We start from the raw sequence: 23,586 nt of genomic DNA on the forward strand, positions 1-23,586 counted from the left end.
CGCGTCAAACAATCACTGGTAGATCCCGGTTTTAAGCGATAGAGAAGCCGGCAGGCCGCTCGTTACAGGCCCGCCGGCTCTTCTCGTGTCAAATGTCTTCTGATCGTTTCGCCCAGCATCCTTCCCAGCCGATTGCCGACCTGCAGATCGCAATCGCGGCCTTCGTGGCGGGGGCCGGATGGCTGTTTTCGATCCATGCGCTAGCCGAGCTGCCGCCGCTACTCTTCCTCGGCAGCCGCTTCGTCATCGCCGGCCTGCTGATCGGTCTCCTGGCGCGGTTCGCGACCTTTGCCGAACTCGGCAGGGCGGTGCGCCTGCTGCTTCCCGGCGCGCTCGCCTTTGCCGTCGCCATGATGGCCTGGATTTTCGGCCTGAAACAGACGACGAACCCCGGCGTTGCCGCCTTCATCTCCTCGACCGGCAACCTGCTGGTACCGGTTTTCGGCTTGCTGTTCTTCGGCTGGCCTGTGGGGCGAGCGCTCTGGATCTCGATCGCCGTCGCGCTTGCCGGGATGGGCTTGCTGTTTCTTGGCCCCGGCGCCCGCGTCGAGGCGGCTCACCTCTATTTTGTCGTCTCGGCCCTGCTTTGGGCGGCGAGCATCGCGCTGGTCAAACGCAATTCCGCCGAGGTCGGCGCGGTGGCCGTAGCCGCGATCCAGTTGGTGGTCGCAGGGGTGCTCATCCTCGCCTTTTCACTGCTCGTCGAAAAGATGCCCGCGGCGGTCCCTTCGATCGAGACCTGGGGCTGGTTCCTGGCAAGCATCCTGGTCTCGACCTGCCTGCGTTTCGTCCTGCAGTTTCGCGGCCAGCAGCTGATCTCGGCGGCGCGGGCATCGGTGATCATGTGCTGCGAACCGGTATGGGTTCTCGTCTTCGCGCTGGCGTTTCTCGGGACGCCCTTGAGCCTTTCCCAGATCTTCGGCTGCGTGGTCATCTTCCTCGCCATGATCTGTCAGGTTGCTTTGCCGTCCAGATCGGCCGCCTGAAGATCACTCTTACTTTAAGTCGAAGCGTCTGCGCCGGCATGATCGTCCCGGATCAGAACTCGACCGGTTGTGTCGAGGGGCGCTGATCGTTCGCAACTGGTTAACCGAATGACAAAAGCACCAATTTCTAAGGGTTGCCCGCCGCGCGTTTGCGCACGATCTTCTCTACGCAGCCGGAACGGCAGTCGCACACCGGATCACGCTCCTGTGCCTGCCCCGCCCGGCGGTGTCGTGAGTGGGAACCGTTGGCATGCTCCTGAACCATCGCATCACACGCGTCACAATCGGCATCCTGCTGCTCACGCTTGCAATCGCCGTGCTCTTGCCCGGGTTGACGGGCTTTACCAGCCTCGATGGCACCGTAAACGCGCGTTTTGCGGTCATCAATGCGCCGATCGACGGCGAAATCGGACAGGCGCCGCCGCGCATCGGCGCGCCGGTCGCAGATAACGAGACGCTTCTGACCATCCGCAACGAACGGGTCAATCGGGCGATCCTTGCCTCCCTGCACGCGGAAGGAAAAACGGCCGCCGATCGCGTCACAGCCCTGCAGCGGGAAAGGGACGAACTCGTTGCGTTGCGCAACCAGCTCGCCCATCGGCTCGAGAATTTCAAGAACGCCACCATTGCCAGCCTGGAAAGCGAGCTTCGCATTCTGCAGAAGCGCGTTGAGGTGTCCCGCGCTCAGGATGTCGTTGCGCAGGTAGACCTGGGCAGGCGGCAGGAACTGGAATCCAAGGGGATCTTCACGCGCAAGATGGTCGAGGCGGCAGCCGCCGCCGGCGCCGCCACTGGCGGCGAAGTCGAGATCAGCAATTTGTCGCTCGATCTGCTCGAACAACGGCTGACAGCGCTGCGGCAGGGGGTATTCATCGTCGGCGACGGTCAAAACGACGTACCCTATTCGCGCCAGCGTCAGGACGAGGTGATCGTTCGCATAAACGACATCAACACTCGCATCGTCGAAAACCGCACGCGTGCCGACCAGATTGAACGGCAACTGAAGGAAGAGGAGAAGCGCGTTCGCAGTCTCGAACTGGCAGAAGTCGCGTCGCCCTTCAGCGGCGTGGTGTGGACCCGCAACGTCGTCAACGGCTCCAACGTCATCTTGAACAACGAGCTGTTGCGTATCCTCGATTGCCGCGAACTTTTCGTCGACATTCTCGTTCCCGAAGTCGATTACGACGAGATCTATCCGGGCCGTGAGGCGGAAGTCCGGCTTCTCGGGCGAAGCGAAGTCTTCAAGGGGAAGGTGCAGGCCGTCAAAGGCTCTTCCGCCGTCGTCGAGAAAGACAATCTCGCGGCCAAGGAGCCGGAAGCCGCGGAGCGCGATGCGAGAATCCGCGTTCAACTCCTCCCCTCGGCTCTCAACACCGATTTTGGCAATTTTTGCCAGGTGGGGCGGACCGCCCAGGTTCGCATCTCCCGGCACAACCTGCAACTGACACAGTGGATCAAAGGGCTGTGGTTCAACCTCTTCTAGCGCTCGCGCCGACATTGCTGGTGATCGCCTTCTTCCTGCTTGGGCCATCGAACTGGTCGCGGCATCAAAGCTGGGCGCGCACCATCACCTGCGCGGTCGTTGGGGCGGTCGCATTGCGCTACATGGTCTGGCGCCTCTTCGAGACCGTCCTTCCCTATCCAACCGATGGCGCGAACGTCTGGTGGGTCTGGATCGTCTTCGTCATCGAGCTCCTTGCCTTCACGGAGGTCGTTCTGTTCCTCATTCTGATGAGCCGATACGTCGACCGCAGTCTTGAAGCGGACCGCTTGGGAAAGACTTTTTTCGCACGCGAGCAACAGGACCTACCGACGGTCGATGTCTTCATTCCGACCTACAACGAGCCGCTCGATGTGCTGGAGCGTACGATCGTCGGGGCGTTAGCGCTCGATTATCCGAAGGACAAGTTCAAGGTCTATGTCCTCGACGACGGCCGGCGTGATTGGCTGAAGACCTTCTGCGCCGAGCGGGGTGCGGTCCACCTGACGCGGACGGACAATGCGCACGCGAAAGCCGGGAACATGAACAATGGACTGCGCGCGAGCTCCGGCGATTTCATCGCCATTTTCGATGCAGACTTTGTTCCCTATCGCCATTTTCTCAAGCGCACATTGCCGTTTTTCTCGGACGAGAAGATCGGGATCGTCCAGACCCCGCAGCATTTCTTCAATGTCGATCCGGTGCAATCCAATCTGGGCCTGGAGAACATCTGGCCAGACGAACAGCGCCTCTTCTTTGATGAGATCGCACCCAGTCGCGATGTCTGGGACGTCAGCTTCTGCTGTGGTTCTTGCTCGATCGCCCGCCGCAAGGCCGTAGATGCGATCGGCGGCTTCCCGACCGAGTCGATCACCGAAGATCTGTTGACGACCCTTTCGATGCTGAACAAGGGCTACAAGACCCGCTACCTGAACGAACGTCTGTCCATGGGATTGGCGGCCGAGAACCTGACCGGCTATTTCGTCCAGCGGGAGCGCTGGTGCCAGGGCGGCATCCAGACGCTCTATCTCCACAACGATCCCTTGCGTGGGCCGGGCCTGTCCTTGTTTCAGCGGACCATGTTTCTCCCCATGTCCTGGCTGGTCCAGTACGTCGTGCGCCTGATCGTCCTGATCGTGCCGATCGCCTATCTCTGGTTCGGCGCCTTGCCGCTGCACTTCACCGGCGTTGCCGACTATGTTTCAAACCAGCTTCCGGTGCTCGCGGCCTACTTCCTGCTGATGCTCTGGATCACGCCGACGCGCTATCTGCCTGTGGTCTCCAGCGCAGTCGGGACTTTCGCCACCTTCCGCATGCTGCCGACGGTTCTCTCCAGCCTCGTGCGCCCCTTCGGTAAGCCGTTCAAGGTAACCCCGAAAGGCACCGGTAATGAGGCAAACAGCTTCGACGCCTACACGTTTACCTGGATTGCCGCTTTCATCGCCGTCACGGCGCTGGGACTTCTGATCAACCTCGTGCCGGAAACGGCGCAGGTCCAAGGGTCGTTCTCGGCGATCGGAGCCGTCTGGTCGGGGATCAACATCGTCGTCCTCGTCATTGCGTCGCTGATCTGTTTCGAGAAGCCGCGTCGCCTTTTCCAGGCTTTCAAGCTCGACGAGCCTGCCAATGTCGATGGGACACCCGGGCGTGTGGTCAGCCTCTCGCTCGACAAGGCGGTGGTCGCGGTTCCGCCGGAGGTGCGCTTCCAGTCTGCGCAGGTGACGCTCCGGCTCGACGGTTTCGAGCCGCTGCAGGCAGATCTCAGGCAAGTGACGCAACGGCGCGGCGACATATCGCGTACCGGCGACAAGCGGCGCTTCTACCTTCACCTCTACTACGATCTCGACGGCACGGAGCGCGACCGGATGATCGTCAAGCTCTACACCGGCCGCTATTCCCAGGACATTCCTGATATCGACAAGGTCGCGGTTTCCGTGAACCTCTTGCTGCGTGCCTTCGGACGTACGCGTACTGTCTCCTAGCACACGGTCGCTGCGAGCCGGCGCCTAGCTCCGGCTGCCACCAAACTTCGCTGGTCCGCGCAGTGATTCTCCCCTTTCATCCTCCGGCCTGGGTACATCTGCGACCAAACTAGCAGTCTAAACAAACCGCTGACCGCCGCTTTTTCGGAATTGGTATTCTCGTTCGAAATACCACTTGGCGGTTCGCACCATAACTTTAGTCTCGGCGAAAATACCCCGATTGACAGCGCGACTTTGGCGGACTTATCGTTAAGTCAAATTACTTGACTTAATAGTTCGATCAACGAAGCCTGAGGGGGAATTCGTCATGACGGCAGTCGAGGAAATGCGGCCTTTGCGCAATGTGCCGAGGGTCGGGAGGAGCGGTACGGCATGGCGTTTTGGGACGCTCGCGACCGTGCTGATGATGATCGGCGCCGCAGAGGCGCGCGCTGAATCCGTGCTCACCATGCACATCGAAGAGCAGACGAGCTGGGTGCAGAATTTCAACCCGTTCGACCTTGGCGGTCGTCGGCAGAGCACCATGGATTTCGTCTACGAGCCGCTGGTGATCTTCAACGATTACGACGGCGGCAAGCCGGTCTTTCGGTTGGCGGCGGCCTACAAGTTTGCCGACGATCTGAAGTCGATCACCTACACGCTGCGTGACGGCGTGAAGTGGTCGGATGGCAAGCCGCTGACCTCGGCCGACATGAAATTCACGCTCGAGATGATGCTCAAGAACCCGGCCGTCGATACCGTCGGCGTCGGTGAGACCGTCGCTTCCGTAGAGGCGCCGTCGCCGACCGAGGTGAAGATCAATCTCAAGGACGTGGACACGCATTTTCCGGAGTCGCTTGCCGATTTCCCGGTTGTGCCCGAGCACATCTGGAAGGATGTGAAGGATCCGCTGGCCTTCAAGAACGAGACGCCCGTCGGCTCCGGCCCGATGACCGAGATCCGCCGCTTCACGCCGCAGGTCTACGAGCAGTGCCGCAACCCCAACTACTGGGATGCCGCGACGCTGAAGGTCGATTGCCTGAAGCTGCCGCAGATTTCCGGCAACGACCAGATGCTGGCGCTGCTGCCGGAGGGCTCGATCGACTGGTTCGGCTCCTTCCTGCCGCAGATCGACAAGACCTATGTCGGCCTCGATGCCGAGCACAACGGCTACTGGCAGCCGCCGGCCGAAACCGTTGCCTTCCAGATGAACTTCAAGTCGTCGAACCCCGGCAATGCCGAAGCCTTCAACGACATGACCTTCCGTCGCGCCTTCAGCCTTGCCATGGACCGCACCGCGATGGTCGATATCGCCGGGTTCGGCTACCCGGTCGTCAACACCCATGCGAGCGGCCTGCCGCCGCGCTTCGACAGCTGGCGCAACAAGGCCGCCGAGGGCGCGCAGGACGAGTGGCTCGCCTATGACATCGACAAGGCCAACAAGCTGCTCGACGATGCCGGCTACAAGAAGGACGGCGAAGGCTTCCGCACCACGCCGAGCGGCAAGCCCATCGCCTTCCCGATCATCGTGCCGAACGGCTGGACCGATTGGATCGACGCGGTGCAGATCGCGGCCGAAGGTCTGCGTAAGATCGGTGTCAACGCTTCCGTCGCGACGCCCGAATACGAGCAGTGGCAGAAACAGATCCTCGACGGCAGCTTCGAGGCGGTGATGAATTCGCGCGCCGACGGGCCGACGCCTTTCCGCGGCTACTTCCAGTCGCTGTCGACCGGCTTCGGCGGGCGTATCACCAGCGCGCCGTCACGCTATTCCAACCCGGACCTCGACAAGGTTTTCGATGATTACCGCCGCGCCGCAACGGACGAGGAGCGCAAGAAGCTGTTCGACCAGGTGCAGGTAATCGTCGCCGACAATCTGCCCGTCGTTCCCGTCTTCAACGGTCCGACCTGGTATCAGTTCTCGACCAAGCGCTTCACTGGCTGGGTGACGAAGGACGAGCCGGTCATGAACCCTGAGGATCACGACAACAACCGGATGCGGCTGGTGCATCTGCTTCGCCTGAAGCCCGTACAATAAGCGAAAGCGGGCTCCAGCGATGCGACTTTCCCGTCGACGGCTTACCGTCTACTGCGTGGCGTTCCTCTTCGCGATCGTCATGAATTTCGCGGTTCCCCGGCTAATGCCGGGGTCCCCCGTCGACAGCATGATCGCCCAACTCGGACCGCGGGCAACGCCCGCGGCCGTCGAGGCGATCAAGGCGCGCTTCGGTGCGATCGAGCAGCCGATCTGGCAGCAGTTCGTCGACTATGTCGTCGGGCTCGCTCATTTCGATCTCGGCGTCTCGGTCAAATATTATCCGCAAACCGTGCTTGAAGTTCTCGGCCGCTCGGCCGGGTGGACGGCATTCCTCGTGGTGACCGCCATCGTCTTCTCGCTTTGCATCGGCGTGCTGCTCGGCGCGATTGCCGCCTGGCGTCGCGGCGGGCGTTTCGACAGTTTCGTCTCGCCCTTCTCGGTGGTGATGATCGCCGTTCCGCCTGTCATCATCGCGCTCGCGACTCTCTTCACCTTCGGCGTGACGCTCCGGCTGCTGCCGGTCGGTTACGCCTACGATCCGAACCTCGATCCGGGGCTGAACTTCACCTTCTTCGGCAGCGTCTTCCTGCATGCGATCATGCCGGTGTTGACGCTCTCGCCCTATCTGATCGGCGAGTTCCAGACGACCATGCGTTCCAGCATGATCTCGGTGCTCGGCGAGGACTACGTCACCATGGGCCGGGCCAAGGGATTGTCGGAAGCGACCGTGATGTTCGGTTATGCGGCGCGCAACGCCATGCTGCCGGTGCTGACCAATCTGGCGCTGATGCTGGGTGCGGTCTTCGGCGGCTCGATCGTGACCGAAATCGTCTTCAACTATCCGGGCCTCGGCCTGACGCTCTATACCGCGAGCGTCGCCCGCGACTATCCGGTGATCCAGGGGCAACTGCTCTTGATGACGATCGCCACACTCGGCGCCAATCTCCTGGTCGATATCATCTATGGCGTGGTCGATCCGCGCATCAGGGAGGGCAGGGCATGAATGCGGGCGTCTCCTTGTTCTGGCGGCAGAAGAAGGCCGTCGCCGGCCTTGTCATCATCCTCACGCTCTGCCTGATGGCGCTGTTCGCTCCGGTTCTGGCACCGGGTGATCCGAGCGAGCGTGTCGGCCGTTCGCATCAGCCGCCGACCGTCGAGCACGTCTTCGGCACGACGAAGATGGGCCGCGATGTGTTCTCGCAGTTTGTCTGGGGCGCCAGGCCGTCGCTTGCCGTCGGTTTCGCCACCGGTCTCGCGATCACAGCGCTCGGCACAATCGTCGGCCTCGTCGCCGGTTATTTCGGCGGCCGCACCGATGCGACGCTCGATCTTGCGACCAACGCCGTGCTGGTCATCCCCAACATCCCGCTCTTGATCCTGCTCGCTTCCTTTGCCGGCACGGTCGGGCCGATGGCGATCATGGCGATCATCGCGCTCACCTCCTGGCCCTGGGGCGCGCGCATGACGCGGTCGCAGACCATGGCGCTCCGGCAGCGCGAATTCGTGATGGCGGCGCGCATGGTCGGCGAGCCGCACTGGCGGGTGATCTTCGTCGAGATCCTGCCCAATCTGGTGCCGCTGATCGGCATTAACGTCGTCGGCAGCATCATCTATGCGATCGTCGCCCAGACGACGCTCGAATATCTCGGTTTCGGCGATCCGCTCCGGGTGACCTGGGGCACCATGCTCTACAACGCGCAGAACTCCTCGGCGATCATCGTCGGCGCCTGGTGGGACATTGCCGTTCCGGCCGCAGGCATCGCGCTCGTCGGCCTTGGTCTTGCACTCATCAACTTCACCTTCGACGAGATCGCCAATCCGCAGCTTCGCTCCGGGCCGGCGCTCAGCCGCTGGCTGCGCCTGACGCGACTGCGCCGCCGCGAGCTGGAGGCGGCCCGATGAGCGATACACTTCTGGAAATCCGCAACCTCAACGTCGATTATCTGCTCGACGACGGCGCGTTCCGTGCCGTCAACGACGTCTCCTTCGAGGTCCGCCGGGGTGAACTCTTCGGCCTTGCCGGCGAATCCGGTTGTGGCAAGAGCACGATCGCCTATGCGATCACCCGGCTCTCGAAGCCGCCGGCCTGGGTCGCCGGCGGCGAGATCCTGCTCGACGGGCAAAACCTCCTGAAGATGCCGGAGATGGCGCTGCAGCACGTGCGCTGGCGGCGGATCGGCATGGTGTTCCAGAGCGCGATGAATTCGCTCAACCCGCTGATGCGGGTCGAGGCGCAGTTCTTCGATGTGCTGCGCCGCCACACCGGCGCGACGCGGCAGCAGGCGCGTGCGCGGGCAGAGGAGATGTTCCGGCTCGTCGGCATTCCGGTGGGGCGCCTCGACGACTATCCGCACCAGTTCAGCGGCGGCATGCGGCAGCGCATCGTTATCGCCATCTGCCTGGCGCTGAAGCCGGAGCTGATCATCATGGACGAGCCGACGACGGCGCTCGACGTGGTGGTGCAGCGGGAGATCCTAGAGCAGATCGTCGACCTGCAGCGCAGCCTCGGCTTCTCGGTGCTGTTCATCACCCATGACCTGCACCTGATGGCGCAGCTCTGCCACCGCATCGGTGTTATGCTGAAAGGGCAACTGGTCGAGGTCGGCGACACGCAGCAGATCAGCCGGACGCCGGAGCACGACTACACGCGGAAACTTTGGGGCGCGATCCCGCAACTGCCGTCATCCGTCCGCAGCCTGGGGGTCGTCGAATGAACGTGATGCCGCTAGCGACGACAATGGCTGGTGAAGACGACGCGATCGTGCGCCTCAAGGATATCAGGCGCAGCTTTGGCGCCGTCGAGGCATTGCGGGGGATTTCGCTCGCCTTGAAACCCGGACGCGCGCTGGCGCTGGTCGGCGAGTCCGGTTGCGGCAAGACCACCTGTGCCCGCATCGTCGCAAGGCTCGATGCGCCGACATCGGGGAGGATGGCGTTTCGTGGCGCCGACGTCACCGAGGCCGGCGACCGCGCCGAGGAAAAGTTGCGTCGCCGGGCGATCCAGATGGTGTTTCAGGATCCGTTCGCCTCGCTCAATCCGGTGTTCTCCATCTACCACCATCTTGCGCGGCCGCTTCTGTTGCACGGTCATGCGAAGACCGGGGCCGAAGCACGGGCTGCGGTCGCGCGCCTGCTCTCCGATGTCGGCCTTGATCCCGATGTGACCGCGCGAAAATTTCCGCACGAACTGTCCGGTGGCCAGCGCCAACGCGTCAACATTGCCCGGGCGCTCGCCGTTGGGCCGGATGTGCTCGTCGCCGACGAGCCGACGTCGATGCTCGACGTTTCGATCCGGCTCGACATCCTGGAACTGCTTGCGCGCATCAAGCGCGAGCGCAACCTCGCCATGCTTTACATCACCCACGATATCGCCACCGCCGCGCACATTGCCGAGGAGGTCGTCGTGATGTTTGCAGGCCAGATGGTCGAGTGGGGCGCGACCAGTGCCGTCATCGGCAATCCCCGCCATCCCTATACGCAACTGCTTCTGTCCGCGGTTCCAGATCCCGATCGTCCCTTCGTGCCGGGGCAAAGCGCCCGCTTCCTCGCCCATGCTGACGAGGTGCGGCGAAAGAGCCGTCCGGCCTCCGACGACGTGGAAGAAGTTACCGTGAATCACTTCGTCCGTGCCCTTGGCCAAACGCCGACGGGAGCTATGTGAACCGAGGACACGCCTTCGCCAAGAAACGCGCTGGCCTTCCGGCCGATCGCAGAGACCAATCATTCATGGAGCCATTTGATGACGTTTGCCGCCAAATCTGACTATCTTCTGGAAACGCTCTGGGTGCCCGTTGGCACCGCCGACAGGTCGGTATATGCGCTGACGCTCACCAACAATTCGGACCGGACGATTAAGGGTTTTCGCCTCGGCGTCTCCGGCCCCGCGCGCATCGATCCTGCCGCCGAGGTCGAGGGCGGGCAGCTTCTCGTCCGGCTCTCCAACTATGCCGAATTCGCGCCGCCGGAAGGGTTTGAGCTGAAGCCCGGCGCGAGCTGGACGCTCAAGGCCCTCGGCATGAGCTTCGAGCCGCGCCACTGGACCGATGGCGCCAATGCCGCTTTCCTCGTTCTGTCCGACGGCACGAATGCGCCGGTGGCCGTGCTTGCCTCGCGGGCGCACGGCGACAATGCCGAGCTGAAGCGCGGCGCCGCCGTCTATCCGGTGCCGAAGGTGGCGCCGGTGCCGGTCTCGATCGTACCCTGGCCGCAGGCTGTTGCGGTCTCCGGTCAGTTGCTGGCGCCTCCGGGCCTCGATCTGAAGCCTGAAGGCAGCGAGGCTTCCGCCGCCGCCAAGGCCTTTGCCGATCTCACCGCAAGCCTGTTTCCGGTCGAGGGCATCGTCCGGCCGGCGGCGGAGGGTGGCTTCCCGGTCGAATTGGCAAAGGCGATCGATCTTGGTCCGGAGGCCTACACGATCCGCTTCTCGCCCGCTGGCGTTGCCGTTTCGGGCGGTAGCGAGACGGGCATCCTCTACGGCCTTATCACGCTCGGTCAGGTCCTGCGCGGGGCGCGGTCGCATTCGGGCACCTTCGTGTTTCCGACGGGCGGCGAGATCAAAGACGAGCCGGCGCTCGCCTGGCGCGGCACCCATCTCGACGTCGCCCGGCAGTTCTACAGCACAGCGGAAGTCGAGCGCTTCCTGCAGCTGATGGCCTGGAACAAGCTCAATCGTTTCCACTGGCACCTGACCGATGACGAGGCCTGGCGTATCGAGATCGACGCCTATCCGGCGCTGACCGAAATCGGCGCCTGGCGTGGCCACGGCCGCAAGATCCCGCCGCTGCTCGGCTCCGGTCCTGAACCGACCGGCGGCTATTACACCAAGGCGGCGGTCCGCCAGATCGTGGCGCTTGCAGCAAACCTCGGCATCGAGGTAATGCCGGAAATCGACATTCCCGGACATTCCTATGCCATGCTGCAGGCGATCCCGGAGCTGCGCGATCCCGACGAGAAGGGCAGCTATCATTCGGTCCAGGGCTTCCCGGACAATTGCCTCAACCCGGCGCGCGAAGAGACCTATCGCGTGCTGGAGATCATCTTCGACGAGTTGATCGAGCTCTTCCCGATGCGGGCGATCCATGTCGGCGCCGACGAGGTGCCGCTCGGCGCCTGGTCCGGTTCGCCGGAAGCACTGGCACGGCTGCGCGCGCTCGCCGGCGACGAGGTCGCCGAAACCCATGCCAAGCGGCTGAACGTCGTCACCAACACCCACGGTGCCGACGAGATCGACGGCTCGGGTGCAGCGGTGCTGCAGGGCGAGTTCCTGGCCCGCGTCCAGAAATTCCTGGCAAGCCGCGATTGCGTCACCGGCGGATGGCAGGAGGCGGCCCACGGCAATGTCATCGACAAGGCGAAATCGCTGCTCTTCGGCTGGCGCACGGTCGAGGCATCGGCAGCACTCGCCGAGGAAGGCTATGACATCGTCGTCTGCCCCGGCCAGGTCTACTATCTCGATATGGCCAACAGCCCCGCCTGGTCGGAGCCGGGCGGTAGCTGGGCCGGCTGGTCGGATCCGGAAAAGCTCTACACCTTCGATCCCGTGGAAGGCTGGACGGATGCCCAGAAGAAGCATCTGCTCGGCGTGCAATGCTGCATCTGGTCCGAACCGATGACCGACCGCGCCGTCTTCGATCGGCTCGTCTTCCCCCGGCTTTCGGCGCTCGCCGAAACCGGCTGGACCAAGCCGGAGCGCAAGTCGTTCAAGCGTTTCGAGGCCCTGGTCGGGCTGATGCCGGTACTCTACGGCTTCTATGCAGCGGAGTAAGAACGATTGAGTTTCCAGTTTTCGTCTGGGCTTGGCCAGGCGATGGATTGGATAGGTGAACGGCGGCTTGAGCCGCCGTTTGTCGTTGCGAGACAACCGGACGCATGCCTGTGGTCAGTAGGTGAGGTTTGGATTTTCGTGCTTGTGCGCTGGAGCACGGCACGCAAGAGTAAGCATCGATCCGCGGCAATCCGCGGAGATATAGTAGTTTCCCGAGGCCACGTTATCGATGCGAAGACTCCCTGGATTGTCGGCGATGAAGGTCTTCGAAGTGGTCGGGCAGACCCGCAGCTTCACGCGGGCGGCAGAACGGCTCAACCTCACGCAAAGCGCCGTCAGCCGGCAGGTGCGCAATCTCGAGGACGAACTTGGCGAAGACCTGCTCATCCGCCGCCACCACCATCTCGAATTGACGCCGGCCGGCGCCGAATTGCTGGCGACGATCCAGGAGGCGTTTCACAGCATCGAGGTGTCGCTGCGCAGCATCACCGAGAAGAGCAACCAGAACCGGTTGCGGGTCAACGTTCCGCCGACCTTTGCCAAGCGTTGGCTGCTGCCGCGCCTGCCGCGACTGCGCGCAGCTTTGCCGGACGTCGACATCAGCCTCAGCACCGAGGCCACGGACACGCTTGCCGAGCGCGGTCTTCTCGACTGCGCCATCCGCTTCGGCGACGGCGAGTGGCCGATGCTGGATGCCAGCATTCTGATGACGGAGCGGCATGTGGTTGTCTGTGCGCCATCGCTGCTCCAAGGGGTGAGTGTCGAGGGTCCGGCAGACCTCCAACGCTTTACCTTCCTGCATGTATTGGCCTCGCCCGATCGGCGCTACCTGACCTGGCGCCATTGGCTCGATGCGGCCGGATTCCAGGATGTCGATACGCGCGGCGGGCTGGAGTTCGACCTGCTCGACCTTGCGATCGAGGCGGCCTGCGCGGGTCTGGGCGTCACCGTTGCCGATCGTTCGATGGTGCGGGTTCAGTTGGAAACTGGGCAGCTCGTGCAACTCTTCGATGTCGAAGTCGAGGGGCATGAGTCCTACTGGTTCGTGACGCGGCCCCAGGCAGGAACCGACAGCAAGGTCGATGCTTTTCGTGCCTGGCTGCTTACGGAAGTTTCGGCCGACCGCGCGGCCTGAGCCAAGCATTCCATTTTGGAATGCTCTCACTGAAAATTACTCGCTTGTGCCTCCAGGCCTATCGTCGCAACAGTTTCGTGACGGTCTCGGTCGGGGAGAGAGACGGGCCGTCGCTCGTTGTGCTCTCTCCCGCGCAGTCCGCTTGTCCCGCGCGCTTTTGGCGCCCGGAGCCGCGGCCAACACATCCGAGATGCCATGAGCCCCTATCGCAACTTTTCCGGCGGTCGTTTCATCGAAAGCACGTCTGCGATGACGATCGACGTCCGCAATCCGGCAACCGGCCAGATCTTCACATCGGTCCCGGCTGCCACGGATGAGGAGGCAAAAGCGGCAGTCGAGGCAGCCGTGAAGGCGCAGCGCGGCTGGGCGGCGGTGCCGGCTATCCAGCGCGGTGACGCGCTCCGCCGACTGGCGACCGTATTGGAAAAACGGGCCGAGAACATCGGCGCTGCCCTGGCAAAGGAGTCGGGCAAGAGCCTCGCCGACGCGACCGCCGAGGTCATCTACGGCGCCGAACTGATGCGCTACCACGCCGAATGGGCCCGCCGCATCGAGGGCGAAGTGATCGAGAGCGACAATCCCGGTGAAACGCTGCTCTTGAAGCGTGTTCCGATCGGTGTCGTTGCCGGTCTGATCCCGTTCAACTATCCGATCTACACGCTTGTGCGCAAAATCGCCCCAGCGCTGATAGCGGGTAACGCCGTCGTCGTGCGGCCGAGCAACAACACGCCGACATCCGCCTTCGCCTTTGCCGAAGCGATCGTCGAGTCCGGCCTGCCGGAGGGCCTCGTCAATATCCTCACCATGTCGCATGACGTTGCCAAAACGCTCTGCACCCATCCCGGCGTCGGCATGATCACGCTGACCGGCAGCGTTTCGGCCGGCCGCATCGTGCTCGACTACTGCAAGGAAAACATCGCCAAGCCCTCGCTCGAACTCGGCGGCAAGACGCCTGTCATCGTCGAGCCGGATGCCGACCTCGATGCTGTGGCGCAGGCGATCATCGCCGCCAAGACCGCCCATTGCGGCCAGGTCTGCACCAGCGCCGAGCGGCTCTATGTGCATGAAAGCGTGCATGACACGCTGCTCACCAAGCTGCGGGAGGGCTTTGCAGCCCGCACCTTCGGCGACCGCGCCGAGGATGCGACCCGCATGGGGCCGCTTGCCAATGCCGCCGCGCAAAAGCGCGTGCATGAAATGGTCGAGCAGGCGAAGGCGGAAGGCGGAACGGTCGAGACCGGCGGTTATCTGCCGGAGGGCCCGGGCTACTTCTATCCGCCGACGCTGATTTCCGGCTGCCGCCAGGAGATGGAAATCGTGCGCGAAGAGGTCTTCGGTCCGGTGCTTGCGGTGATCCGCTATTCCACCTTCGAGGACGCGCTGGCGCTGGCGAGCGACCATCAGTTCGGCCTGAGCTCGGTGCTCTTCACCGAGAACTATCGCACCGTCATGCGGGCCAGCGACGCGATCGAGGCGGGCGAGCTCTATGTCAACCGCTTCCCGGCCGATCCCTATCAGGGCTTCCATGCCGGCTGGAAACGCTCGGGCCTCGGCGGCGACGACGGCAAGCACGGCATGCTGGAATTCACCCAGACGCGCCTCGTCGTCCTGAAACACTGATCATTTGAAATGACGCAATTCCGGACGGGAACCGGAATTGTTCGGACATCAACATCAAGACCGGACCGATGGCATTGCTCCCGCCATCGGTCGGGGAGGAGACGACCTTTGAGCTCAATTTCCGAAACAGACATCGCTGCGCCGTCCGTGTCGGCCCGCAGCCGTTATCTGCAACTGGCGCTGATCGTGATCGCCGCCGGCGCGATCTATCCGATCCTCTATCTGCGCCAATCCTACCAGACGACGATGTTGGAGGTGCTGAAGCTCTCGAACACCGAGCTTGGCGTCCTCTATTCCATCCTCGGGACCAGCTTCCTCGTCGGCTACCTGCCGAGCGGCTGGCTCGCCGACCGGGTCCAGCCGCGCATCCTCATTCTCATCTCCATGGTCGGCACCGGTCTGCTCGGCCTCTGGTACGCGACGCTGCCCGGCTACTCATCGCTCCTCGTCATCTACTGCGGTTTCGGCGTCACGACGGGCCTGACGTTTTGGGCGGCGACGCTGAAGCAGGTGAACCTGATTGCCGGCGCCAATGAGCAGGGACGCTTCTTCGGCATTCTCGACGGCGGCCGCGGCCTCGTCGAGGCGCTGCTGGCGAGCGTCGCCATAGCGCTCTTCGTCTTCACGACGGAAACGCGCGGTGCCGGTCTGGCAACCGGTTTCCGTGATGTCGTGCTGCTCTATGCCGTCTTCTGCATCGTCGTCGGCATTGCCTATTTCGCCGTGTCGCAGCCCGTCGCTGTCGACAAGAGCGCGCGCAAGCGCGAGGGCAACCTGCTCGCCGACACCAAGACGCTGCTCCGCATCCCCGAGGTCTGGCTCGTCGCCGCCATCATCTTCTGCGGCTATCACGTGTTCCTCGCGACCTACAGCTTCTCGGCCTATCTGCAGGAAGGCGGATTCGGCATTTCCGCCGCAATGGCCGGCCTGATCGTCACGATCAAGCTCTGGCTGCGCCCGGTCGGCGGTATCGGCGGCGGCTTGCTCGGTGACCGCTTCGGAAAAACCGGCATCCTGCTCCTGAGCTTCATCGTTGCCGCCGCCAGCCTCGTGGCGATGATCGCCCTGCCGGGCATCGGCTCCACGATCCTCTTCGTCGGGCTGGTGCTGCTCGTCGGCCTCATCACCTATACGATCCGTGGTCTCTACTGGGCGATCCTCGACGATTGCCAGGTGCCTGCAAACATCACCGGCCTTGCGATCGGCATCATCTCGCTCGTCGGCTACGCGCCCGACACCTACCTGCCGCTGGTCAACGGATATCTCTCGGACCGCTATCCGGGCATCGCCGGCTACCAGTTCTATTTCGGCTACATCGCCGCCATCTGCGTCCTCGGCGCCATCGCCACCCTGGCGCTGATGGCCCGCCTCAAGAAAAAGGGATGACCCCATGAAGATCGCGTCTCTCAAGACCTATGCCGTCGCCGTCCCGCCGCCGCATGTGGGTGGCATGTACTGGATCTTCGTGCGCCTCACGACCGCCTGCGGCATCGAGGGCATCGGCGAGATCTACGCCACCTCGTTCCATCCGAAGGCGCTGATGCCGCTGATCGAGGACGTCTTCGAGCGGCATCTGCTCGGGCATGACCCGCACCAGATCGAGCGCTTCTGGCGCTCGGCCTATTCGAGCGGTTTCACCCAGCGCCCGGACCCGACGATGATGGGCATCGTCTCGGGCCTTGAGATTGCCTGCTGGGACATCATCGGCAAGGCAGCCGGCCGGCCGGTCGCAGACCTCTTGGGCGGCACGGTGCACGAGAAGTTGCGCGCCTATACCTATCTCTACCCGAAGAATGCGGCCGGCGAGTTCGATTTCAACGACCCGGATCTCGCCGCCGAATGTGCCGTCGAAATGGTCGAAATGGGCTTTACCGCCGTCAAGTTCGACCCGGCCGGTCCGTATACCAACTATTCCGGCCATCAGCTTTCGCTTGGCGTGATGGACCGCTCGGAGGAATTCTGCCGCAAGATCCGCGATGCGGTCGGAAGCAGCGCCGACCTGCTCTTCGGCACCCACGGTCAGATGGTGCCGTCCTCGGCGATCCGGCTGGCCCGACGGCTTGAGAAATACGACCCGCTCTGGTTCGAAGAGCCGGTTCCACCGGGCCAGGAAGCGGCGATGGCCGAGGTGGCGCGCGCGACCTCCATTCCGATTTCGACCGGTGAGCGCCTGACGACCAAATATGAGTTCCAGCGCATCCTCGAACTGAAGGCTGCCTCGATCCTGCAGATGAACGTCGCACGCGTCGGCGGACTGCTGGAAGCGAAGAAGATCGCCGGCATGGCCGAGGCCTGTTACGCCCTGATCGCGCCGCATCTCTACAACGGCCCGGTGGGCGCCGCCGCCAGCATCCAGCTTTCGGCGGCGACGCCGAACTTCCTCATCCATGAGGCGATCCTCGATTTCAGCGGGTTTCATGCGGATGTGCTGAAGACCAAGCTCGTGGTCGAAGATGGCTACATCATCCCGTCACGCGAGCCTGGCCTTGGCATCGAACTCAACATGGACGTCGTCGAGAAGCACACGCCCTATACCGGCGAGCGTCTGCACCTGCAGATGGACAGCCGGCCGGCGGATGTGAAGGCCTTTGCGCCGGCACGCGGATAACAGCGACGATAGGACTTCGAGATGATCTACGACTACATCATCGTCGGCGCCGGGTCGGCGGGCTGCATCCTTGCGAGCCGGCTCAGCGAAAACGGTCGCCACACGGTGCTTCTGATCGAGGCCGGCGGCAACGACAATTCCTTCTGGTTCAAGATCCCGGTCGGCTACGCCCGCAGCTACTACAATCCCGCGGTCAACTGGATGTATTCGAGCGAGCCCGAGGCCGCGCTTCAGGATCGCAGCATCTACGTGCCGCGTGGCAAGGTGCAGGGCGGATCGGGCTCGATCAACGCGATGATCTATGTGCGCGGCGCGCGCGACGACTTCGACGATTGGAAGAGCGCCGGCAATTCCGGCTGGGGCTATGACGAGGTGTTGCCCTATTTCCGCCGGCTGGAAACCCATGCGCGCGGCTCGTCCGAGTGGCACGGCGGCGAAGGTCCGATCCACATCACGCCGATGCGCGGCATGACGCACCCGATCACCGACGCATTTCTGGAAAGCTGCGGATCGCTGCAGCTGCCGCTCAACGAGGATTTCAACGGTGCCTCGATCGAGGGCGCCGGTGTCTACGACGTCAACACCAACAATGGCCGCCGCTCGCATTCGAGCGCGGAGTACCTGCGGCCCGCCCTCAAGCGTCCGAATCTGACGATCGAACGCTATGCGCAGGCCGAGCGGCTGGTCTTTGGTGAAGACGGGCGTGTGACCGGCGTCGATGTCATCCAGAACGGGACGCGGCGGCGCTTCACGGCCGGGCGCGAGGTCATCCTGGCCGCCGGCGCGGTCGGTAGCCCGCAACTGCTGCAGGTCTCGGGCATCGGCGACGGCAAGGCGCTGTCGTCAGCGGGCGTGGAAACGCGCCGGCATCTGCCGGCCGTCGGGCAGAACCTGCAGGATCACCTCTGCGCCAGCTTCTATTATCGCGCGACGATCCCGACGCTCAACGACGAGTTCGGCAGCCTCTTCGGCCAGATGCGTCTCGGCCTGCAATATCTCTTGACCGGCAAGGGACCGTTCTCGATGAGCGTCAACCAGGCGGGCGGTTTCTTCCGCGGCCGGCCCGACGAAGAGCGGCCGAACATCCAGCTTTACTTCAACCCGCTCTCCTACCGGATCCCGAAGGACCCGAAGGCCGGGCTGAAGCCGGAGCCCTATCCCGGCTACCTGATCTGCTTCAACTCCTGCCGCCCGACCAGCCGCGGCAGCATCTCGATCGCGTCCGGCGACCCCTTGGCGAAGCCGTTGATCCGACCGAACTATCTGACGACCGATCGCGATATCGACGAGGTGTTGCAGGGCAGCCGGCTCGTCCGGCGCATCGCATCTGCCTCGGCGCTCTCTTCGCTGACGGCAGAAGAAATTTCGCCGACGCCGCGCGTCGAAAGCGACGAAGCGTTGATGGACTATTTCCGAGAAAACTCGGGCTCGATCTACCACCTCTGCGGCACATGCGCGATGGGGCCGGACCAGTCGAGTTCGGTGGTCGACAGCCGCCTGAAGGTCCACGGTGTTCCCGGCCTGCGCGTCGTCGATGCCTCGATCTTCCCCAACATCACCGCCGGCAACATCAACGCGCCGACGATGATGGTCGCGGAAAAGGGCGCCGATCTGATCCTTGCGGATGCAGCCTGACGCTTGCGCGACGCTTCCCCGTCTCGAAGGCGGGGGAAGCGGACGCGGACCGACTGGCGGCGCTCGGGCGTCGGCCGCGGTCACCTGTGATTTGCCATCGTCGATTGAGCGTGACTATACTTCCCCCACTTCATAGCCGCCCACATCAGGTGCTTGCCCCTACCCGAACGATCGTTGCCACCGCGCTCGACGCGGCGAGGCCACGGTCATTGAATTTTGGCAATGCGCCGCGAGCCTGCGAGGGAGAGACGCATGCCGAGTTCCCGCTTGAAGACCCCGTCGATTACGTTGCTTGTTGCATCGAGCCTGACGCCCTGGGCGGTGCAGGCGGCCTCACCCGAGCCCGTGAAGGCGGAGCATGGCATGGTGGTCTCCGCCCAGCACCTGGCGTCCGATGTCGGTGTTGCCGTGCTGAAAAGCGGCGGCAACGCGGTGGATGCGGCCGTTGCCGTCGGCTATGCGCTGGCCGTCACCTATCCGACCGCCGGCAATATCGGCGGCGGCGGTTTCATGACGATCCGCTTCAAGGACGGCAAAACGACGTTCCTCGACTTCCGCGAACGCGCGCCGCAAGCTGCGACCAAGACCATGTATCTCGACGCAAAGGGCAATGTCGTCGATGGCCTGAGCACCGAGGGCTATCTCGCCGTCGGTGTGCCCGGTCCGGTCATGGGCTTTGAAACGGCGCGCAGCCGCTACGGCACCAAGCCGCTTTCCGAATTGATCGCGCCGGCGATCGCGCTTGCCAAGGACGGCTTCGTGCTGGAGCAGGGCGATATCGATTCCTTCGAGGGCGAGACGGACAGGCTCGCCAAGGATCCGGCAGCCGCCGCCATCTTCCTGAAGGACGGCAAGCCTTTCGTCGCCGGCGAGAAGCTTGTCCAGGCCGACCTTGCCGCATCGCTTTCGAGCATCGCCGAGAAGGGCACCGACGCTTTCTACAAAGGGGCGATTGCCGATCAGATCGTCAAGGCGAGCGCCGATAAGGGCGGCATTCTGGCGAAAGCGGATTTCGAGCGTTACGCCGTGCGCGAACTGGAGCCGGTCAAGTGCAACTACCGCGGCTATGACATCGTCTCCTCGCCACCGCCGTCCTCAGGTGGCGTGATCATCTGCGAAATCCTCAACGTGCTCGAAGGTTATCCGATTTCCTACATGGGCTATGGCGCGGCCGAGACCGTGCATGTGATGATCGAGGCCATGCGCCACGCCTATGTCGACCGCAACACGGCGCTCGGCGATCCTGATTTCGTCGAGAACCCCGTCAGCAAGCTCACCGACAAGGCCTACGCCGAGGAAATCCGTGGCAAGATCGACCCGTTTCGCGCCGGCGTTTCGGCGACGCTGATCCCCAAGGGCTTCGGCGAAAGCAAGGAGACGACGCACTATTCGATCATCGACGACGAGGGCAATGCCGTCGCCGTCACCTACACGCTGAACGGCTCCTTCGGGGCCGGCGTGGTGGCGCCCGGAACCGGCATTCTGCTCAACAACGAGATGGACGATTTCACCGCCAAACCCGGCGTGCCCAATCTCTACGGGCTGGTGCAGGGCGAGGCCAATGCGATCGCGCCCGGCAAGACGCCGCTGTCGTCGATGAGCCCGACGATCATTTCCAAGGATGGCAAGCCCTTCATGGTGATTGGCAGCCCCGGTGGCGCGCGCATCATCACCATCACGCTGGAAGCGATCCTCAACGTCATCGACCACGGCATGAACATCCAGGAGGCGGTCGACGCACCGCGCATCCACCACCAGTGGCTGCCGGACAAGGTGTTCATGGAGCCTTATGCGCTCTCGCCCGATACCCGCAAGTTGCTGTCGGCCATGGGCCACAATGTCCAGATCGACGAAAGCTGGACGATCTGGGGGCAGGCGACCGGCATTCTCGTTGGCGGCGAGAGCCTGTCTGAAATCAACGCTGGAGGTGGCGCCCGCTACAATGGCGCGGTCGACAGCCGCATCGGCGCGGGCGCTGCGCGCGGCTATTAGAGCCCGCGCGAAACGGCGTACAAACCGTGCCTTGGCACCGATTAAGGGCGGCGGATCGCCGGTTCGCCGCTCGATTTCGCGCATGCCACCACCACGTGCTCACGCGAAAAAGATTTGAAAGCGGTTCCGGTTGAATTTATTATGTTTTCAGAGCGTGCGACCGCACGCGATCGTACGCTTTGGCCAAGCTTCATTCGTGGAGGTTGTCATGGCACTGATGGAAGGAAAGAAAGCACAGGACTGGATCAATCTGGTTCTTGCAATCTGCCTGTTCGTCTCCCCCTGGATCATGGGTTTCGTTGTCGAGAGCGTTCCGGCCTGGAACGCCTGGGGCGCCGGCGTCGTGCTCGGCGTTCTGGCGATCGCGACGCTTGCCATGTTTGCGGAATGGGAAGAATGGGCAAGCCTCATCGTCGGGCTCTGGCTGATCGCTTCACCCTGGCTGCTCGGTTTCTCGACCAGTCCCAACCCCATGTGGACGCATGTCGTCCTCGGGGCGCTGGTGACCGTGCTCGCGATCTGGGCCGTCTGGGACGAACGTCAGCATCCGCATGCGCATGCATGACGATGAGTAAGGAAGGATCGCGGCCCGGCGCCGCAGCGCCGGGCCGCGAGCAAATCTGAAAACCGCGAGGAGCCATCCTCTTCGGATTTGCGTGATTTCAAACCTCAGGGCTCTTCGAACCGTCCAAATGGGTCGGCGCATCGGCCCCCCTTACGGTGCCTTCGACAACGGCGTGCAAAGAGTGCGCTGAGACTTCCCGAGCGGCGGGGTAGGTTCTCGACTGCCCGTCGGCAGCGAGGTCGTTGAAGCAGGCTTTGCACCTGCTGAAAATCACTGCCGGCCCGCCATGACATCTTGGTCATTCAGCGATTGCGCACGCCCGCTGTGCGCGCCTGTTGCGCAATTGGATAATACCAATATAACGCCAATCAGCGACTGTTTCGGAACGCGCGCGCAACTTGTATTCGCTATCTGTAAGAAATGTAACACAAATTATTCCAGCTTTGCGCGCCATCCCGGCTGGTTGCGCTGCCGCGAGCTGGACAGGTGGTCATGTTTTGGTATTTCTAATATTGGCCGCAAGGAGATGGCCAAATCGCAAGTGAATACGGAAACGCTATCGGCCCAAGGGCGACAAAGCCGGCGGGCAACCGGAAAACTGGGAGATTTAAATGAAGCCGAGTTCCATTTTTGCCCCCTCGGGGTCGACCGTGACTGCATCGGGCACCCCGCGTTCGGTAAAGGCGCGCAGCGCAAGGCGTCGCCTCCTTGGACTGTTGACAGCGACTGCGTGTCTCATTTCAGCCCTTCCGGCCGTCGCCTTCGACCAGGCCAACGCTGCCCGTATCAAACAGCTGGTCGATACCGGCATGCAGTATTACTGGTCGGGCGGCGACGTCAAAAAGGCGGAAGCCGAGGTCTTCAAGGGCATTACGCTCCATGGCAAATATGATGTCGTGGAGGAAGCCTTCAAGGAAGCGGCGACGCTCGCGCCTGAGCGGTTGGACTTCCAATATGCCGTAGCGGCGACCCAGATCATCCAGAAGAAACTCGACGACGCCCAGGCGACCTTCCAGGGCATCCTTGGCAAGGACCCGACCGCTTTTGATGCGCAAAGCTGGCTGGAGGCCATCGCCCGTATTCGTGGCGATGAGACCAGCGCGGCGCTTGCCCACCAGGCCCTGGCCGGTCTCGATCGCGAGCGGGCGGAAGAGTACCGCAAGCGGTTCGTTCGGGCAGAACAGATCATGGCTGAAAAGCCGAACTTCGACGTCCCGACCGTGTCAGGCAAAGTCGTGATCGTCGCGCTGGGTTATGCGCTCGCCGATGACGGCAAGGCGCAGCAAACTCTGCTCGACCGTCTCGAGGTGACGTTGAAGGCCGCCGAGGCCAATCCGACAGCGCTTGTTATGGTGAGTGGCGGCGTGCCGAAAAATGGCGTTACGGAAGGTGACGTCATGTCCAAGTGGCTGGTCGACAAGGGTATCAGCCGCGATCGCATCATGATTGAGGACAAGTCGAAAGACACGATCGGCAATGTGATCAATGCCGCCAATCTCCTTGTGCGGCATCAGGCCGACACGGTAATCCTGGTGACCAGTTCCAGCCACATGCGCCGTGCGCGCGCCGTCATGGAGGATGCCTTGAGGCAGCGCGATCTGCCATCGGCAGTGGTGCCGCTGAATGCACTGGACGCGCCAACCCAGGATGAAGCCGCAAAGGTCGGGGCTGACGAGCGGTTGGTCATATACCGTGATCTGATGCGTGTTTCGGGCGTATGGGCCTATCCGGGGCTGCAGCAGTAGCCATCGAAACATCCCCCGAAACCTGATGCTTGCGCGTCCCACTCTTGCATTTAAGGG

17 protein-coding genes are annotated in these 23,586 nt (G+C 63.0%); all 17 read left to right on the plus strand.

Going from position 1 to position 23,586, the window contains the following annotated elements; all coding sequences use genetic code 11:
• The first annotated feature begins 92 nt into the window (after positions 1-92).
• A complete protein-coding gene (locus ACIQUG_RS11410) occupies positions 93-986 on the plus strand; it encodes a DMT family transporter (RefSeq protein ID WP_402321228.1) in 894 nt (297 codons plus the stop codon).
• A gap of 250 nt (positions 987-1,236) precedes the next feature.
• Positions 1,237-2,469, plus strand: a complete 1,233-nt coding sequence (locus tag ACIQUG_RS11415; protein ID WP_402321231.1) for an HlyD family secretion protein — start codon at positions 1,237-1,239, stop codon at positions 2,467-2,469.
• Complete coding sequence (locus tag ACIQUG_RS11420) at positions 2,451-4,448, plus strand: glycosyltransferase (RefSeq protein WP_402321234.1); 1,998 nt, start codon at positions 2,451-2,453, stop codon at positions 4,446-4,448. Before ACIQUG_RS11415 ends, ACIQUG_RS11420 begins: the two co-directional genes overlap by 19 nt.
• Positions 4,449-4,851: 403 nt before the next feature.
• Positions 4,852-6,465 (plus strand): ABC transporter substrate-binding protein, encoded by a 1,614-nt coding sequence (locus ACIQUG_RS11425; RefSeq protein WP_402323010.1) that lies wholly within the window; start codon positions 4,852-4,854, stop codon positions 6,463-6,465.
• 19 nt (positions 6,466-6,484) lie between these two features.
• The gene (locus tag ACIQUG_RS11430) at positions 6,485-7,468 is read left to right on the plus strand and encodes an ABC transporter permease (RefSeq protein ID WP_402321237.1); all 984 of its coding nucleotides are present in this window, start codon (positions 6,485-6,487) and stop codon (positions 7,466-7,468) included.
• Complete coding sequence (locus ACIQUG_RS11435; protein WP_402321240.1) at positions 7,465-8,367, plus strand: ABC transporter permease; 903 nt, start codon at positions 7,465-7,467, stop codon at positions 8,365-8,367. The genes ACIQUG_RS11430 and ACIQUG_RS11435 overlap by 4 nt, the downstream gene beginning before the upstream one ends.
• Positions 8,364-9,179 (plus strand): ABC transporter ATP-binding protein, encoded by an 816-nt coding sequence (locus ACIQUG_RS11440; RefSeq protein WP_402321243.1) that lies wholly within the window; start codon positions 8,364-8,366, stop codon positions 9,177-9,179. The genes ACIQUG_RS11435 and ACIQUG_RS11440 overlap by 4 nt, the downstream gene beginning before the upstream one ends.
• On the plus strand, positions 9,176-10,126 hold the full coding sequence (locus tag ACIQUG_RS11445; RefSeq protein WP_402321246.1) for an ABC transporter ATP-binding protein: 951 nt from the start codon (positions 9,176-9,178) through the stop codon (positions 10,124-10,126). Before ACIQUG_RS11440 ends, ACIQUG_RS11445 begins: the two co-directional genes overlap by 4 nt.
• A gap of 78 nt (positions 10,127-10,204) precedes the next feature.
• Complete coding sequence (locus ACIQUG_RS11450) at positions 10,205-12,229, plus strand: beta-N-acetylhexosaminidase (protein WP_402321249.1); 2,025 nt, start codon at positions 10,205-10,207, stop codon at positions 12,227-12,229.
• 256 nt (positions 12,230-12,485) lie between these two features.
• A complete protein-coding gene (locus ACIQUG_RS11455) occupies positions 12,486-13,364 on the plus strand; it encodes a LysR substrate-binding domain-containing protein (protein ID WP_402321252.1) in 879 nt (292 codons plus the stop codon).
• A 195-nt stretch (positions 13,365-13,559) separates the two neighbouring features.
• On the plus strand, positions 13,560-14,984 hold the full coding sequence (aldA, locus tag ACIQUG_RS11460) for an aldehyde dehydrogenase (RefSeq protein WP_402321255.1): 1,425 nt from the start codon (positions 13,560-13,562) through the stop codon (positions 14,982-14,984).
• Between the two features lie 108 nt (positions 14,985-15,092).
• The gene (locus tag ACIQUG_RS11465) at positions 15,093-16,370 is read left to right on the plus strand and encodes a nitrate/nitrite transporter (protein ID WP_402321258.1); all 1,278 of its coding nucleotides are present in this window, start codon (positions 15,093-15,095) and stop codon (positions 16,368-16,370) included.
• Between the two features lie 4 nt (positions 16,371-16,374).
• Positions 16,375-17,592, plus strand: coding sequence for a mandelate racemase/muconate lactonizing enzyme family protein (locus ACIQUG_RS11470; RefSeq protein WP_402321261.1), 1,218 nt, complete (start codon positions 16,375-16,377; stop codon positions 17,590-17,592).
• Between the two features lie 21 nt (positions 17,593-17,613).
• Positions 17,614-19,227 (plus strand): GMC family oxidoreductase, encoded by a 1,614-nt coding sequence (locus tag ACIQUG_RS11475; protein WP_402321264.1) that lies wholly within the window; start codon positions 17,614-17,616, stop codon positions 19,225-19,227.
• 252 nt (positions 19,228-19,479) lie between these two features.
• A complete protein-coding gene (gene ggt, locus ACIQUG_RS11480; protein ID WP_402321267.1) occupies positions 19,480-21,219 on the plus strand; it encodes a gamma-glutamyltransferase in 1,740 nt (579 codons plus the stop codon).
• 208 nt (positions 21,220-21,427) lie between these two features.
• Entirely contained in the window at positions 21,428-21,784 is a 357-nt protein-coding gene (locus ACIQUG_RS11485) for an SPW repeat protein (RefSeq protein WP_043611028.1), read from the plus strand.
• Between the two features lie 611 nt (positions 21,785-22,395).
• Positions 22,396-23,529: an ElyC/SanA/YdcF family protein gene (locus ACIQUG_RS11490; RefSeq protein WP_402321271.1), complete on the plus strand. Its 1,134-nt coding sequence runs from the start codon at positions 22,396-22,398 to the stop codon at positions 23,527-23,529.
• Positions 23,530-23,586 lie beyond the last annotated feature (57 nt).

The sequence above is a fragment of the Ensifer sp. NPDC090286 genome (genome assembly GCF_044769565.1).
GTDB lineage: Bacteria > Pseudomonadota > Alphaproteobacteria > Rhizobiales > Rhizobiaceae > Ensifer.

Excerpts from the sequence above, each read along its gene's own strand:
- ACIQUG_RS11410 (WP_402321228.1), top strand. The coding sequence starts at position 93 with ATGTCTTCTGATCGTTTCGCCCAGCATCCTTCCCAGCCGATTGCCGAC.
- ACIQUG_RS11475 (WP_402321264.1), top strand. The coding sequence starts at position 17,614 with ATGATCTACGACTACATCATCGTCGGCGCCGGGTCGGCGGGCTGCATC.
- ACIQUG_RS11435 (WP_402321240.1), top strand. The coding sequence starts at position 7,465 with ATGAATGCGGGCGTCTCCTTGTTCTGGCGGCAGAAGAAGGCCGTCGCC.
- ACIQUG_RS11440 (WP_402321243.1), top strand. The coding sequence starts at position 8,364 with ATGAGCGATACACTTCTGGAAATCCGCAACCTCAACGTCGATTATCTG.
- ACIQUG_RS11490 (WP_402321271.1), top strand. The coding sequence starts at position 22,396 with ATGAAGCCGAGTTCCATTTTTGCCCCCTCGGGGTCGACCGTGACTGCA.
- ACIQUG_RS11415 (WP_402321231.1), top strand. The coding sequence starts at position 1,237 with ATGCTCCTGAACCATCGCATCACACGCGTCACAATCGGCATCCTGCTG.
- aldA (WP_402321255.1), top strand. The coding sequence starts at position 13,560 with ATGAGCCCCTATCGCAACTTTTCCGGCGGTCGTTTCATCGAAAGCACG.
- ACIQUG_RS11430 (WP_402321237.1), top strand. The coding sequence starts at position 6,485 with ATGCGACTTTCCCGTCGACGGCTTACCGTCTACTGCGTGGCGTTCCTC.
- ACIQUG_RS11485 (WP_043611028.1), top strand. The coding sequence starts at position 21,428 with ATGGCACTGATGGAAGGAAAGAAAGCACAGGACTGGATCAATCTGGTT.
- ACIQUG_RS11455 (WP_402321252.1), top strand. The coding sequence starts at position 12,486 with ATGAAGGTCTTCGAAGTGGTCGGGCAGACCCGCAGCTTCACGCGGGCG.
- ggt (WP_402321267.1), top strand. The coding sequence starts at position 19,480 with ATGCCGAGTTCCCGCTTGAAGACCCCGTCGATTACGTTGCTTGTTGCA.
- ACIQUG_RS11450 (WP_402321249.1), top strand. The coding sequence starts at position 10,205 with ATGACGTTTGCCGCCAAATCTGACTATCTTCTGGAAACGCTCTGGGTG.
- ACIQUG_RS11445 (WP_402321246.1), top strand. The coding sequence starts at position 9,176 with ATGAACGTGATGCCGCTAGCGACGACAATGGCTGGTGAAGACGACGCG.
- ACIQUG_RS11470 (WP_402321261.1), top strand. The coding sequence starts at position 16,375 with ATGAAGATCGCGTCTCTCAAGACCTATGCCGTCGCCGTCCCGCCGCCG.
- ACIQUG_RS11425 (WP_402323010.1), top strand. The coding sequence starts at position 4,852 with ATGATGATCGGCGCCGCAGAGGCGCGCGCTGAATCCGTGCTCACCATG.